The following is a 12,743-nucleotide window of genomic DNA, read 5'->3' on the forward strand; positions in this document are numbered from 1 at the left end:
GTGACGCGGCGATGAAACCGCAGGTAAGAGACCGCGTGGTTCCCCGGCATCTGAAGGCTTTATGAACCCACGCGCGCGTCGCTGGCGCTACCCTGTGCGCATGTTGAACCGGCCGGAATTTCCCATGACATCTCGCACGCCGAAAGATTATTGGTTTCCCGCCAAGCGCTATGGCTGGGGTTGGGGCGTACCGACGCGTTGGGAGGGTTGGGCCGTGATGCTCGGCTACTTCGCGTTGCTGGGCGTGGCGGTGTGGCGCATTCGGCCCGACCGCGCGCCCTTCACCTTCTTTCTGGCCGTCGTGGGCCTGAGCGCGCTTCTCGTGGCCATCTGCTGGCTCAAGGGCGAACCGCCGAAGTGGCGGTGGGGCAAGGAGTGAATCCCGCGCCTGAAATCATCCGGGCAGCGGTGCGATGAATCCATGTGCCTGCTCACGAATTCACAAGGGCAAAATACAGGCATCGCAGCGGCCTCGGCCTGGCTGCCCTTCATCAACGAACCTGTGGTCCGATCTATGAAAAAACTGGTTCTCCTGGCCTTCCTGGGTCTGAACGCCATCAGCGCTTTCGCCCAGCGCGACATCGACGTGTACGAAAGCGACCGCAGGTATTGCGCGAGCGGCCGTTCGGGCGTCGACTTCAACAGCTGCATGTGGCAGCTGCAGAACAATCGCAGCGGCCGCTACGAGCGGCGCGAGTACGACCGCCGCTATGGCTGGGGCGAGGCACCGGAGCGCTATGTGCCCGTGCCGGTCCCGGTGCCGGCACCCCAATGGCAGCCCGATCCTTACGGGCCACGCTGGGAAGCGCCGCCGCAGCGCAATGCGCCACGGCTGAGCGACATGCAAAGGCTCGCGCTGCAGAACTGCAATGTGCTGCATCCGCGCGACCAGCCCGGTTGCCGGGCCGCGGTCTGGTCGACCGTGGGCCGCTGAAGCTCCGCAGCAACGTGTGAAGTGACCCGGCCGCAGTGGCCGGGGTCACCGCCGATCAGGCCAGCAGATCGCTCAGCGTGCGCGCAATGACCTTCGTTGCGCGGCGCAGGTCTTCCAGCACCACGCGCTCGTCGCTGCGCTTGGCGTGCGACTCGAGCACGGTGCGCGGGCCGGCACCGTAGATCACGCCCGGAATGCCGGCTTCGCCATACAGGCGAACGTCGGTGTACAGCGGCGTGCCCATGGCCTTGATCGGCTCGCCGAACAGTTCGCCGCCGTGCTTCTGGATCGCGTCGACCAGCGGCTTGTTGCCCGCCAGCGGCTTCATCGAATTGGCCAGCAGCAGGCGCTTGATGTCCACCGTGATGCCGGCGCTTTCAGCGGCGGCATCGGCGATCACCTTGCGGATCGTCGCTTCGACCTCGACCGGGTTCTCTTCGGGGATCATGCGGCGGTCGAGCTTGAACACCACCTTGCCGGGCACCACGTTCGTGTTGGTGCCGCCTTCGATGCGGCCGACGTTGAGGTACGGGTGCGTGATGCCCTCGACCTTCGACGTGACCTGCTGGTAAAGCGTGTTCTGCGCGTACAGCGCGTTCAGGATCTTCACCGCGCCTTGCAGCGCATCGATGCCGGTGGTCGGGATGGCCGCGTGCGCCATCTTGCCGTGCACCGTCACTTCCATCTGCAGGCAGCCGTTGTGCGCGGTGACCACTTCGTAGCTGAAGCCGGCCGCGATCATCAGGTCGGGCTTGGTCAGGCCGTTCTTGAGCAGCCAGCCCGGGCCGAGGATGCCGCCGAATTCTTCGTCGTAGGTGAAGTGCAGCTCGACGCTGCCCTTGGTTGGCTTGGCCACCGCTTCGAGCGCGCGCAACGCGAAGGTGAAGCTGGCGAAGTCGCTCTTGCTGACGGCTGCGGCGCGGCCGTAGAGGCTGCCGTCGGCGATCTCGCCGCCGTACGGGTCGTGCGTCCAGCCTTCGCCCGGAGGCACCACGTCGCCGTGGGCATTGAGCGCGACGGTGCGGCCGCCGTCGCCTTCTTTGCCGTACTTGCGGCGCACGATCAGGTTGGTGATCGATTCGAGGCCGTAGTCCTTCACGTCCTGCGCGGGCACGGCGTGCTTCTCGGCGTCGAGGCCGAAGTCTTTCAGCAGCTCGGCGGTGCGCTCGGCGTGCGGCGCGTTGTTGCCGGGCGGCGTGTCGGTGGGCACCTGCACCAGTTGCTGCAGGAATTGCACTTCCTCGTCGAAGTGGGCGTCGATCCAGGCGTCGAGCTTCGTGTAGTCGGTCATGGTTGTTCTTCTGTGAATCAGTGGGCTTGTTCGGTGGCGAGGTTGTCCAGCAGGAGCTGGAAAGCCTGCACGGCGAGCTGGATGTCGTCGTTGGTGCTCGATTCGAGCGGGTTGTGGCTGATGCCCGAATTGATGCCGCGCACGAAGAGCATGGCCTGCGGCATCACCTCGTGCAGCTTCATCGCATCGTGGCCGGCGCCGCTGGGCATGCGGAACAGCGGAATGCCCAGCGCATCGACGGCCTGTTCCCAGCGTTGCTGCCATGCGGGCGCGCTGGGCGCGGCGGCGGCGCGCATCGTTTCTTCGAGCTCGTAGCGCACGCCACGGCGCTCGCAGATGTCCTTCAGTGCGTTGACCACGTCGGTCGCGAGCGCGTCGCGCTGCGCGTTGTTCGGCGCCCGCAGGTCGAGGCTGAACTTGCAGCGCCCCGGCACCACGTTGATCGAGCCGCTGGGCACTTCGAGCATGCCGACGGTGCCGACCGAATCGCCGTCTTTTGCGGCGCGCTGCTCGGTGTAGAGGATCAACTCGGCCACGGCGGCGGCCGCATCGCGCCGGCGGTCCATCGGCGTGGTGCCGGCGTGGCTGGCCATGCCGATCACTTCGCCCACGTAGCGCACGCTGCCGTTGATGGAGGTGACGATGCCCAGCGGCAGGTCGAGTTCGGTGAGCACCGGGCCCTGCTCGATGTGCACTTCGACAAAGCCGAGGTAGCGGGCCGGGTCGCGCTGGATCTTCGGAATGTCTTCCTGCTTCAGGCCTGCGTGCTGCATGGCCTCGCGCATGGTGATGCCGTCGGCGTCCTTCTGGTCGAGCCAGCGCTGGTCGAAGTGGCCGATGAGCGCGCCCGAGCCCAGGAAGGTGGCCTTGTAGCGCTGGCCTTCTTCTTCCGCGAAGCCGACCACCTCGAAGGCGAAGGGCAGGCGCTTGCCTTGCCGCTTGAGTTCGCGCACGCAGGCGATCGGCACGAAGATGCCCAGGCGCCCGTCGTACTTGCCGCCGTTGCGCACGGTGTCGTAGTGCGAGCCGGTGAGCAGGGTCTTCGCGTCGGGCTTGGCGCCTTCGTAGCGGCCAACCACGTTGCCGACCGCGTCGATGTGCACCGAGTCGAAACCCACGTCGCGCATCAGCGCGCTGATCTGTGCGGCGCAGGCACGGTGCGCGTCGGTGAGATAGGTGACGGTGAGCTGGCCCTTCTCGGCATAGCCGGGGTCGGTGTGCACCGAGAGCTGTTCCTGCCAGTCCCACACGTCGTTGCCGAGCGTGACGTCGGCCGCGAACTTGTCGTCGAGGCGGATCTCGGCGATGCGATGAATGTTGCGCAGCGCCTCGCCGAGTTCGAAGTCCGGATGATTGAAGAGCCGGCGCTCGAAGGTGTCGATGATCTCGCGCTTGGCCAGGCCCGTGCCGCGCGGCCCGCGCACCGCGAGGATGAACGGAAAGCCGAACTTGGCGTTGTAGTCGGCGTTGAGCTTCTGGATCTTCGCGAACTCTTCGGGCGTGCAGTCGGTCAGGCCGGCCTTGCTTTGCTCGTGGGTCGATTCGGCCGTGAGCGTCTTGCTGACCATGGCCTTGCCCGCCAACTCGGGGTGGGCGCGGATCAGGCCGATCTGCTCGTCGGCGGTCGATGCGGCCAGCGCCTGCACCAGCGCGTGCTTGAGGTGCGCGAGCGAGCGGAAGGGGCGCTGCACCAGCGCACGCTGCGCGATCCAGGGCGAATGTTCGTAGATGCCGTCGAGCAGGGCGACGGCCGCGGCCGGCGCGGCGGCGTTGAGTTGGGCGAGGGTGAGGCTCATGGTCAGTTTCCGGTGACGGCCGATTCAAAGGGATGCGCCTGCTTCCAGTGCCGCGCGATATCGACGCGCCGGCAGACCCACACGCGGTCGTGCTGCGCGATGTGGTCCAGGAAGCGCTGCAGCGCCGTGATGCGGCCGGGTCGCCCGAGCAGCCGGCAGTGCATGCCGATGCTCATCATCTTGGGGCTGTTGTCGCCGTCGGCATCGCCTTCGGCATAAAGCGCATCGAAGGTGTCCTTCATGTACTGGAAGAACGGATCGGCGTGCGAATAGCCTTGCGGCAGCGCGAAGCGCATGTCGTTGCAGTCGAGCGTATAGGGCACGATGAGCTGCGGCACCACGCTGCCGTCGGTCTTTTGCACCTTCATCCAGAAGGGCAGGTCGTCGCCGTAGTAGTCGCTGTCGTATTCGAAGCCGCCGTAGTCGGCCACGAGGCGGCGCGTGCGCGGGCTGTCGCGGCCGGTGTACCAGCCCAGGGCGCGTTCGCCGGTGAGCTTCTCGATGGCTTCCATGCCCAGGCGCATGTGCTCGCGCTCGGTGGCTTCATCGAGGTTCTGGTAGTGGATCCAGCGCCAGCCGTGGCAGGCGATCTCGTGGCCCAGTTCCTTGAAGGCGGCGGTCAGCTCGGGGTAGCGCTGCAGCGCCATGCCCACGCCGAACACGGTGAGCGGCAGGCCGCGCTTTTCGAACTCGCGCAGGATGCGCCATACGCCGGCACGCGAGCCGTACTCGTAGATGCCTTCCATGCTGATGTGCCGGTCGGGGTAGCTCGCCGGGTTGAACATCTCGGACAGGAACTGCTCGGAACCCGCGTCGCCATGCAGCGTGGCGTTTTCGCCGCCTTCTTCATAGTTCAGGACGAACTGCACGGCGATGCGTGCGCCGCCGGGCCATTGGGCGTGCGGTGGGTTGCGGCCGTAGCCGACGAGGTCGCGCGGGTAGGGCAGGGTGGTGTCGTAGACGGTCATGGGTGTTCAGGCCAGGGCGAGCGAGATGTCGTTGGTGGGTACCTTGCGGTCGAAGGTGAGGTTGGCTTCGACGTGCTCCAGGTGTTCGGTCATGAGGCGCACGGCGCGCTCTTCGTCGCGGGCGGCCAGCGCCTTCACGATGTCGGCGTGCTCGTCGTTGGAGTGCTCGGCCGCGCTGGTGCTCTGGTACATGAGCGTGATGAGGGCGCAGCGCGAGATCAGCTCGCCAAGAATCTGCGCCAGCACCTGGTTGCCCATGAGCTCGGCCATGCGCACATGAAAGTCGCCGAGCAGCTCGGTGCGGCCCGAGATGTCTTCGCCCGACACCGCCGACTTTTCAAGCGCGACGTGTTCCTTCAGCGCCTTGATCTTGGCCGGCGTGACGGTGCGCACGAACTCGCGCGTCATCTCGGCTTCGAGCATGCGGCGCACCGCGAAAACCTGCTTGGCCTCGTCGACGGCCGGTGCGGCCACGAAGGCGCCGCGCGCGGGTTCGAGCCGGATCAGCTTGTTCTGCGAGAGCTGGAACAGCGCCTGCCGCACGAGGGTGCGCGACACGCCGAAGTGGTCGGCCAGCTTCTGCTCGGCGAGTTTGGTGCCGGGTTGAAGCCGGTGCTCGACGATCGCTTTGGTGAGCGCGTCGACGATCGAACGGGTGGTGGAGGACTCCATGTTTTTCATGATAGACCCAAAGCCGTGAACTGTATACACTTTTGTCCACCGGAATATCCCGCACCCGTCGATCCGACTTTCGAACTTTCAAGGAGCGCCCCATGGGCCTGAGCACTCACGTACTGGACACGATGCATGGCGGCCCCGCCGCCGGCATGGAGGTGGCGCTGTTCACCACCGACGGCGACGCCGCAACGCTGGTCAAGCGCTTCACGCTGAATTCGGACGGCCGCAGCGACGGGCCGCTCTACGACAACAACTCGCTGAAGGTCGGCACCTACCGCCTCGTGTTCGACGTGGCGGGCTACTTCAAGGCGCGCGGCGTGAAGCTGCCCGAGCCGAATTTCCTGAACAAGGTCTCGCTGGATTTCGGCGTGGCGCACACCGACCAGCACTACCACGTGCCCCTGCTCGTGAGCCCGTGGAGCTACTCCACCTACCGCGGGTCTTGATGTCGTCAGTCCCCTTGCTGCTGGCCTTCGGTCAGGGTGTCGAGCTGGAAGCGCCCGCTTTCGTCCCACAGCCAGGTGTCCGTCCAGGTGACGGTGCCCAGGCGGGTGGCCGGCGGGAAGGGCGAGGCCTTCAGCACGGTGCGCTCGATCTCGGCGATCACCTCGGGCGCGTGCTTGGGCGCGCGCAGCCAGCGCATCGAGCGCACCTTGCCGCCCGTGTCGAGGTTCACTTCCAGCGTGCCGACCGCATAGAGCACCGGCGGCAGCTGGCCCTTGTAGATGCGCGAGCGGTTGGTGTCGTAGATGTGGCGCGCCGCGTCGCGGCGGTAGTCGCGCGCGGTGGCCGCATTCGATGCGCGCGGCGCGGGGCCTGCGCCCACATCGCCGCTGGCACCGCTCAACTGGCCGGGCACGGACCCGGTGGAGCCGCAGCCGGCGAGCCACAAGGCGGAAAGAACAGAGGCTGCAAGGGCAAGGCGGCGGGGCGTAAGCTGGCGATTCATCGCCGGGTTTATACCGTGAGTCGTCGCGGGCCGGGCAACCGAAGGTATCGGCAATGAGCGGTGCGGTCGATCAACTGCTGGCGCGTCTTCGCCACGAAGACGGGGTGCTGGTGCGCGTCGAATCCACGCAGGGCTCGGCGCCGCGCGAGGCCGGCACCTGGATGGCGGTGTGGGCCGACGCGCTGACCGCCACCATCGGCGGCGGCCAGCTCGAATTCCAGGCCACGAAGGAAGCGCGCGAACTGCTGGCCGGCACACGCGCGCCTTTCGACGGCATCCAGCGCTATCCGCTCGGCCCCAGCCTGGGGCAATGCTGCGGCGGCGTGATGTTCCTGTCGTACCAGCGCATCACGGCGGCCGATGCACCGGCGTTGCAGCGCGAACTGGTGGCGCAGCTCAAGCCGGTGGCGCTGTTCGGCGGCGGCCACGTGGGTGCCGCGCTCGCGCGCCTGCTGGCGGCGCTGCCTTTCGCCGTGCGCTGGATCGACAGCCGCGACGGCGTCTTTCCCGACGAGCTGCCCGCGCAGATCGACACCGAACATTCCGAGCCCGTGCAAGACGCCGTGGCCGCCCTCGCGCCGGGCAGTCGCGTGCTCATCATGAGCTTCAGCCATGCCGAAGACCTCGACATCGTCATCGCCTGCCTCAAGCGCCTGCGCGAGCGCGATGACCTGCCCTACATCGGCCTGATCGGCAGCAAGACCAAGTGGGCCACCTTCAGCCACCGGCTCGAAGCGCGTGGCTTCACGGCCGACGAACTGGCCCGCATCACCTGCCCGATCGGCGTGCCCGGCATCACCGGCAAGGAGCCCGAGGTGATCGCTGTCGCGGTGGCGGCACAGTTGTTGCAATCGCTGGGCTGAACAGGGTTTTCCCGGCGACGACGCCCTAAAAAAGCATCCCGCCCCTTGCCAAAACTGTATACACTTTCGGTCGACAACAAGCCGCAGCGGAGCGAGGCCCATTCCATGGAGCCTGCGTTCGCGGCACTTTCTCTGCTTACAGCGCCCGCGGTGGTGAGCAGGCTGAAACCCCTTTGCCACGCCCCCACGCGTGCACAGGGCTGAGAGAGAAGCACATGGAAAGCTACTACCTCGACTGGGCCAACCTGCTGCTGCGCTGGGTCCACGTCATCACCGCCATCGCATGGATCGGCGCCTCCTTCTACTTCGTGATGCTGGACAACAGCCTCGAGAAGCCGCAAGACCCCGAGTCGCTCGACAAGGGCGTGGGCGGCGAGCAGTGGGCCGTGCACGGCGGCGGCTTCTACAACATGCAGAAGTACGCGCTGGCGCCCAAGAAGCTGCCCGACCACCTGCACTGGTCGTACTGGGAGAGCTACTCGACCTGGATCACGGGCTTCTCGCTCTTCACCATGTCGTACCTATGGAACGCGAGCACGTACCTCATCGACAAGTCGAAGATGGACTGGCAGCCCGGTGCCGCCATTGCCGTGGCGCTGGCTTTCTTCGTGGTGTTCTGGATGGTCTACGACGGCATCTGCCAGATCTTCGGGCGCCGCAAGAACGGCGACACCATCGTCGGCGTGCTGATCGCGATCTTCATCGCCTTCGCGACGTGGCTGGCCTGCCAGTGGTTCGCGGGTCGCGCGGCCTTCCTGCTGGTGGGCGCCATGATGGCCACCACCATGAGCGGCAACGTGTTCTTCTGGATCATTCCCGGCCAGCGCAAGAACGTGGCGGCACTGCGCGAAGGCAAGCCGGTCGACCCGGTGCACGGCCAGCGCGGCAAGCAGCGCAGCGTGCACAACACCTACTTCACGCTGCCCGTGCTGTTCGCGATGCTGAGCAACCACTACAGCTTCACCTACACGCACCAGTACAACTGGATCGTGCTGCTGCTCATCATGCTCGGCGGCGCGGCCATCCGGCAGTTCTTCGTGGTGCGCCATCGCTTCAAGCTCGGCAATGCGGGCAACCCGCTGCCCTATGCGCTGGTCGGCATCGTGGTGCTGGGCCTGACCATCGTCTGGATGAAGCCCGCGCCCGTGGCGGCACCGGTCGTTTCCGCGGCCGCACCCGCGGTGCCCTTCGCCGACGTGCAGAAAGTGCTCGCGCAGCGCTGCTTCATGTGCCACGGCGCGTCCGTGCAGATGAAGAACGTGCGGGTCGATTCGCCCGAGCAGGTGGCCGCGCATGCACAGGCGATCTACCAGCAGGTCGTGGTCACCAAGATCATGCCGATGAACAACGCGACCGGCATCACCGACGAAGAGCGCGCCCTGATCGGCCGCTGGTTCCAGGCCGGCGCAAAGACGAACTAGGCATCCCGAAAAAGTTGACCGGCGAAGGGGCGGGGCCTGGTCCGCAGCACAATTGCCGGACTGGAGACATACAGCAATGACCGCATCGAATCCGTCCCTGGCCGCTGCCCCCGATCCACGCGAAGATCCGCGCGCCTTTCTCGAACATCTCTACCGCGTGGCGGTGGACCGCGCGCTGCCGCTGTCCACGCTCGGCCCCCATCTTCCGCCGCCGCCCAAGGGCCGCACCCTGGTGCTGGGCTGCGGCAAGGCGGGCGGCTCGATGGTGCAGGCGCTCGAAGCCCTGTGGCCGGCCGACGCGCCGCTGTCGGGTCTGGTCGTCACGCGCTACGACCACATTCCACCGCGGCCCGAAGGCCTGCCGCGACGCATCGAGCTGGTCGAGGCGGCGCACCCGGTGCCCGACGAAGCCGGCCTGCGCGCCGCCGAGCGCATCCTTGCGCTGACGAAGGGCCTCACGGCCGACGACCTGGTGCTGTGCCTGATTTCGGGCGGCGGCTCGTCGCTGCTGGTGCTGCCAGCCGAAGGCCTCACGCTGGCCGACAAGCAGCGCATCAACACGCAGCTGCTCGAGAGCGGCGCGAGCATCGGCGAGATGAATTGCGTGCGCAAGCACCTGTCGCGCATCAAGGGCGGCCGGCTGGCCGCGGCCTGCGCGCCGGCGCGCGTCGTGACCCTCACGATCAGCGACGTGCCCGGCGACGATCCGGCGGTCATCGCCAGCGGCCCGACGGTGCCCGACGCCACCACCTGCGCCGATGCGCTCGCCATCCTCGAGCGCTATGCCATCGACGTGCCCGCACCGGTGCGCGCGCAGCTTGAAAGCGGGGCGCTCGAAACGCCCAAACCGAATGACCCGGTGTTCGCGGGCCACCAGACGCACGTGATCGCCACGCCCCAGCAGTCGCTGGAGGCGGCAGCCCAGGTGGTGCGCGCGGCCGGCCTCGATGCGCACATCCTCAGCGACGAGATGGAAGGCGAATCGCGCGAGGTCGGCAAGGTGCATGCCGCGCTTGCGCGCGCGGTGGCGCTCCACGGCCAACCTTTCGCCAGGCCCTGCGTCATCCTGTCGGGCGGCGAGACCACGGTGACGATCCGGCCCCGCAAGCCCGGCCAGCCCAAGGGCCGTGGCGGCCGCGGCGGCGAGTTCTGCATGGGCCTGGCCGGCGCGCTCATGGGGCAGCCGGGCGTCTGGGCGCTGGCGGGCGACACCGACGGCATCGATGGCATGGAAGACAACGCCGGAACCTTCGTCACGCCCGACTCGCTGGCGCGCGCAACGGCCAAGGGCATGAAGCTGTCGGACTACATGGACCGCAACGACGCCTACACCTACTTCGGTGCCATCGGCGACCTGCTGATCACCGGGCCTTCCCACACCAACGTCAACGACTTCCGGGCGCTGCTGGTGCTGTGAAAGACGCGCGGGGGGCGGGTTTCCCAGCTTCGGCGCGGATTGTGAACTCGGGTTAATCTACGCGTCCGGCAGCCTGCTGCCGCCGTTGTTGCAAGCGCACTACCCCGTGGTGCCGCGTCGCGCATCCAGATTTCCCCCTTTTCATCATCCAGTCCCGAAGGAAAAGTTCGCCATGACCGCCACCTACACCGACACACGCCTGCTGATCGACAACGAATGGGTCGACGCCACCGGCGGCAAGACGCTGGACGTCGTGAACCCCGCCACCGGCAAGGCCATCGGCAAGGTGGCGCATGCCAGCATCGCCGACCTCGACCGTGCCCTGGCCGCTGCCCAGCGCGGCTTTGAAAAGTGGCGCAACACCCCCGCCAACGAGCGCGCCGCCGTCATGCGCCGCGCCGCCGGCCTGATCCGCGAACGCGCCCCTGAAATCGCCAAGCTGCTGACGCAAGAGCAGGGCAAGCCGCTCGCCGAAGCCCGGGTCGAGACCCTGGCCGCCGCCGACATCATCGAATGGTTCGCCGACGAAGGCCGCCGCGTGTATGGCCGTATCGTGCCCTCGCGCAACCTGGCCGCGCAGCAGCTCGTGCTGAAGGAGCCGCTGGGCCCCGTCGCCGCGTTCACGCCGTGGAACTTCCCCATCAACCAGATCGTGCGCAAGCTCGGTGCCGCACTGGCCACCGGTTGCTCGTTCCTGGTGAAGGCGCCCGAAGAAACCCCGGCATCGCCCGCTGCGCTGCTGCAGGCTTTTGTCGACGCCGGCATTCCGCCCGGCACCGTGGGCCTCGTGTTCGGCAACCCCGCTGAAATCTCGAACTACCTGATCGCCCACCCGATCATCCGCAAGGTCACCTTCACCGGCTCGACCCCTGTCGGCAAGCAGCTGGCCGCGCTGGCCGGCTCGCACATGAAGCGCGTCACGATGGAACTGGGCGGCCACGCACCGGTGATCGTGGCCGAAGACGCCGACGTGGCGCTGGCCGTCAAGGCCGCCGGTGCCGCCAAGTTCCGCAACGCCGGCCAGGTCTGCATCTCGCCGACCCGCTTCCTGGTGCACAACAGCCTGCGCGAAGAATTCGCCCGCACGCTGGTTAAGTACACCGAAGGCCTGAAGCTCGGTGACGGCCTCGCCGAAGGCACGACCATCGGCCCGCTGGCCAATGCCCGCCGCCTCACGGCCATGGCCCATGTGCTGGAAGATGCCCGCAAGAAGGGCGCCACCGTGGCCGCTGGCGGCGAGCGCGTCGGCGACACCGGCAACTTCTTCGCGCCCACCGTGCTGACCGACGTGCCGCTGGACGCCGACGTGTTCAACAACGAACCCTTCGGCCCTATTGCCGCCATCCGCGGTTTCGACACGCTCGAAGAAGCCATCGCCGAAGCCAACCGCCTGCCGTTCGGCCTGGCCGGCTACGCCTTCACCAAGTCGATCAAGAGCGCGCACCTGCTGAGCCAGAAGCTCGAGCTCGGCATGCTCTGGATCAACCAGCCCGCCACGCCGTCGCCCGAAATGCCGTTCGGTGGCGTGAAGGATTCGGGCTACGGCTCGGAAGGCGGCCCCGAGGCGCTCGAGGCTTACCTGAACACCAAGGCGGTGTCGATCCTGGGCGTGTAAGTCGGCCTCGGATCACTCCTCGGCGGTGGCATTCCAGAAGGCTTGCTGCACACCGTCGAGGGCTTCCAGGTCTTCGATGACACGGTCGAGCTCCGAAGGCTCGACCGCTGTCGCATAGAGCGTTGCACCGATCTCGGTGTCGGCCGGGCCGAACGGGTGCTGGTCGACGTCGCGCACCGGATAGTTCGCGGCCTCGAGCAACAGCAGCAGCTGGTCCATCACTTCGGGCCGCGCCGCGCGCGAGCAGATCACGCGCACCACGTACGTCGCTTCGCTCGCGCCCTCGCTGATCGGCTGGCGGTTGATGCGGTTCACCACCGGCCGCAGCAGCGTGTTGCTGGCCAGCACGAACAGCGCCGCGATCAGCGCTTCGCCGAGCAGGTCCGCGCCCGCGCAGGCACCCACCGCCGCCGACCCCCACAGCGTCGCCGCCGTGTTCAGGCCCGTGACGTTGGCGCCTTCCTTCATGATCGCGCCCGCGCCCAGGAAGCCGATGCCCGACACCACGTAGGCCACCACGCGCACCGCACCGCCGCTGCCGTCCAGCCGCTGGGCCAGGTCGACGAACACCGCGGCACCCACGGCCACCAGCGTGTTGGTGCGCAAGCCCGCCGTGCGCTGCCGGACCTGCCGTTCCAGCCCGATCAGCGAGCCGAGGATGAAGGCTGCCGTCACGCTGACGAAGGTGTCGAGGAGCGAGAGCAGGTTGATGTTATGGATGGCTTGCATCGATGGGTTCCCTCTTCTTGTTGATGCCGCAGTTTGCAACCGCCGAATGTCATATGCGTGTCATGAAGCCCGCAAGGCTGCA

13 protein-coding genes are annotated in these 12,743 nt (G+C 67.1%); 7 read left to right on the top strand and 6 right to left on the bottom strand.

The annotated features are described in order from the left end of the window. Positions 1-124: 124 nt before the first annotated feature. A complete protein-coding gene (locus tag BLQ28_RS09205) occupies positions 125-379 on the top strand; it encodes a hypothetical protein (RefSeq protein ID WP_093238550.1) in 255 nt (84 codons plus the stop codon). A gap of 135 nt (positions 380-514) precedes the next feature. Then, positions 515-934, top strand: a complete 420-nt coding sequence (locus tag BLQ28_RS09210) for a hypothetical protein (RefSeq protein ID WP_093238552.1) — start codon at positions 515-517, stop codon at positions 932-934. Between the two features lie 55 nt (positions 935-989). Here BLQ28_RS09210 and BLQ28_RS09215 read toward each other — a convergent pair whose 3' ends face one another. From BLQ28_RS09215 to BLQ28_RS09230, 4 genes are read right to left on the bottom strand one after another with little or no spacing between them, the layout of a single operon-like run. Further along, the gene (locus BLQ28_RS09215; RefSeq protein WP_093238553.1) at positions 990-2,225 is read right to left on the bottom strand and encodes a M20 family metallopeptidase; all 1,236 of its coding nucleotides are present in this window, start codon (positions 2,223-2,225) and stop codon (positions 990-992) included. A 17-nt stretch (positions 2,226-2,242) separates the two neighbouring features. Further along, a complete protein-coding gene (uraD, locus tag BLQ28_RS09220) occupies positions 2,243-4,021 on the bottom strand; it encodes a 2-oxo-4-hydroxy-4-carboxy-5-ureidoimidazoline decarboxylase (RefSeq protein WP_093238555.1) in 1,779 nt (592 codons plus the stop codon). 2 nt (positions 4,022-4,023) lie between these two features. Beyond that, the gene (puuE, locus tag BLQ28_RS09225) at positions 4,024-4,989 is read right to left on the bottom strand and encodes an allantoinase PuuE (protein ID WP_093238556.1); all 966 of its coding nucleotides are present in this window, start codon (positions 4,987-4,989) and stop codon (positions 4,024-4,026) included. Positions 4,990-4,995: 6 nt separating this feature from the next. Then, positions 4,996-5,670 (bottom strand): GntR family transcriptional regulator, encoded by a 675-nt coding sequence (locus BLQ28_RS09230; RefSeq protein ID WP_093238558.1) that lies wholly within the window; start codon positions 5,668-5,670, stop codon positions 4,996-4,998. A gap of 92 nt (positions 5,671-5,762) precedes the next feature. Here BLQ28_RS09230 and uraH point away from each other — a divergent pair, with 92 nt between their 5' ends. Then, the gene (uraH, locus tag BLQ28_RS09235) at positions 5,763-6,113 is read left to right on the top strand and encodes a hydroxyisourate hydrolase (protein ID WP_093238559.1); all 351 of its coding nucleotides are present in this window, start codon (positions 5,763-5,765) and stop codon (positions 6,111-6,113) included. A gap of 5 nt (positions 6,114-6,118) precedes the next feature. Here the strand turns inward: uraH and BLQ28_RS09240 are convergent, their stop codons facing one another. Beyond that, positions 6,119-6,616: a hypothetical protein gene (locus BLQ28_RS09240; RefSeq protein ID WP_093238561.1), complete on the bottom strand. Its 498-nt coding sequence runs from the start codon at positions 6,614-6,616 to the stop codon at positions 6,119-6,121. 53 nt (positions 6,617-6,669) lie between these two features. On the opposite strand from BLQ28_RS09240, the gene xdhC reads away from it, so the two are divergent. From xdhC to BLQ28_RS09260, 4 genes are all read left to right on the top strand, one after another. Continuing rightward, positions 6,670-7,479: a xanthine dehydrogenase accessory protein XdhC gene (gene xdhC / locus BLQ28_RS09245; protein ID WP_093238562.1), complete on the top strand. Its 810-nt coding sequence runs from the start codon at positions 6,670-6,672 to the stop codon at positions 7,477-7,479. Positions 7,480-7,694: 215 nt separating this feature from the next. Then, a complete protein-coding gene (locus BLQ28_RS09250; protein ID WP_093238564.1) occupies positions 7,695-8,900 on the top strand; it encodes a urate hydroxylase PuuD in 1,206 nt (401 codons plus the stop codon). Positions 8,901-8,976: 76 nt separating this feature from the next. After that, entirely contained in the window at positions 8,977-10,317 is a 1,341-nt protein-coding gene (locus tag BLQ28_RS09255) for a glycerate kinase type-2 family protein (RefSeq protein WP_093238565.1), read from the top strand. A 172-nt stretch (positions 10,318-10,489) separates the two neighbouring features. Then, on the top strand, positions 10,490-11,932 hold the full coding sequence (locus BLQ28_RS09260) for an NAD-dependent succinate-semialdehyde dehydrogenase (RefSeq protein WP_093238567.1): 1,443 nt from the start codon (positions 10,490-10,492) through the stop codon (positions 11,930-11,932). Positions 11,933-11,944: 12 nt separating this feature from the next. On the opposite strand, the gene BLQ28_RS09265 is transcribed toward BLQ28_RS09260, so the two are convergent. After that, positions 11,945-12,661, bottom strand: a complete 717-nt coding sequence (locus tag BLQ28_RS09265; protein WP_093238568.1) for an MgtC/SapB family protein — start codon at positions 12,659-12,661, stop codon at positions 11,945-11,947. Positions 12,662-12,743: the final 82 nt, after the last annotated feature.

This window comes from Variovorax sp. EL159 (genome assembly GCF_900100965.1).
Classification (GTDB): domain Bacteria; phylum Pseudomonadota; class Gammaproteobacteria; order Burkholderiales; family Burkholderiaceae_C; genus Variovorax.

What these genes read in the sequence shown, in the direction of transcription:
- BLQ28_RS09205 (WP_093238550.1), top strand. Translation starts at nt 125, where the DNA reads ATGACATCTCGCACGCCGAAAGATTATTGGTTTCCCGCCAAGCGCTAT.
- BLQ28_RS09210 (WP_093238552.1), top strand. Translation starts at nt 515, where the DNA reads ATGAAAAAACTGGTTCTCCTGGCCTTCCTGGGTCTGAACGCCATCAGC.
- BLQ28_RS09215 (WP_093238553.1), bottom strand. Translation starts at nt 2,225, where the DNA reads ATGACCGACTACACGAAGCTCGACGCCTGGATCGACGCCCACTTCGAC.
- uraD (WP_093238555.1), bottom strand. Translation starts at nt 4,021, where the DNA reads ATGAGCCTCACCCTCGCCCAACTCAACGCCGCCGCGCCGGCCGCGGCC.
- puuE (WP_093238556.1), bottom strand. Translation starts at nt 4,989, where the DNA reads ATGACCGTCTACGACACCACCCTGCCCTACCCGCGCGACCTCGTCGGC.
- BLQ28_RS09230 (WP_093238558.1), bottom strand. Translation starts at nt 5,670, where the DNA reads ATGAAAAACATGGAGTCCTCCACCACCCGTTCGATCGTCGACGCGCTC.
- uraH (WP_093238559.1), top strand. Translation starts at nt 5,763, where the DNA reads ATGGGCCTGAGCACTCACGTACTGGACACGATGCATGGCGGCCCCGCC.
- BLQ28_RS09240 (WP_093238561.1), bottom strand. Translation starts at nt 6,616, where the DNA reads ATGAATCGCCAGCTTACGCCCCGCCGCCTTGCCCTTGCAGCCTCTGTT.
- xdhC (WP_093238562.1), top strand. Translation starts at nt 6,670, where the DNA reads ATGAGCGGTGCGGTCGATCAACTGCTGGCGCGTCTTCGCCACGAAGAC.
- BLQ28_RS09250 (WP_093238564.1), top strand. Translation starts at nt 7,695, where the DNA reads ATGGAAAGCTACTACCTCGACTGGGCCAACCTGCTGCTGCGCTGGGTC.
- BLQ28_RS09255 (WP_093238565.1), top strand. Translation starts at nt 8,977, where the DNA reads ATGACCGCATCGAATCCGTCCCTGGCCGCTGCCCCCGATCCACGCGAA.
- BLQ28_RS09260 (WP_093238567.1), top strand. Translation starts at nt 10,490, where the DNA reads ATGACCGCCACCTACACCGACACACGCCTGCTGATCGACAACGAATGG.
- BLQ28_RS09265 (WP_093238568.1), bottom strand. Translation starts at nt 12,661, where the DNA reads ATGCAAGCCATCCATAACATCAACCTGCTCTCGCTCCTCGACACCTTC.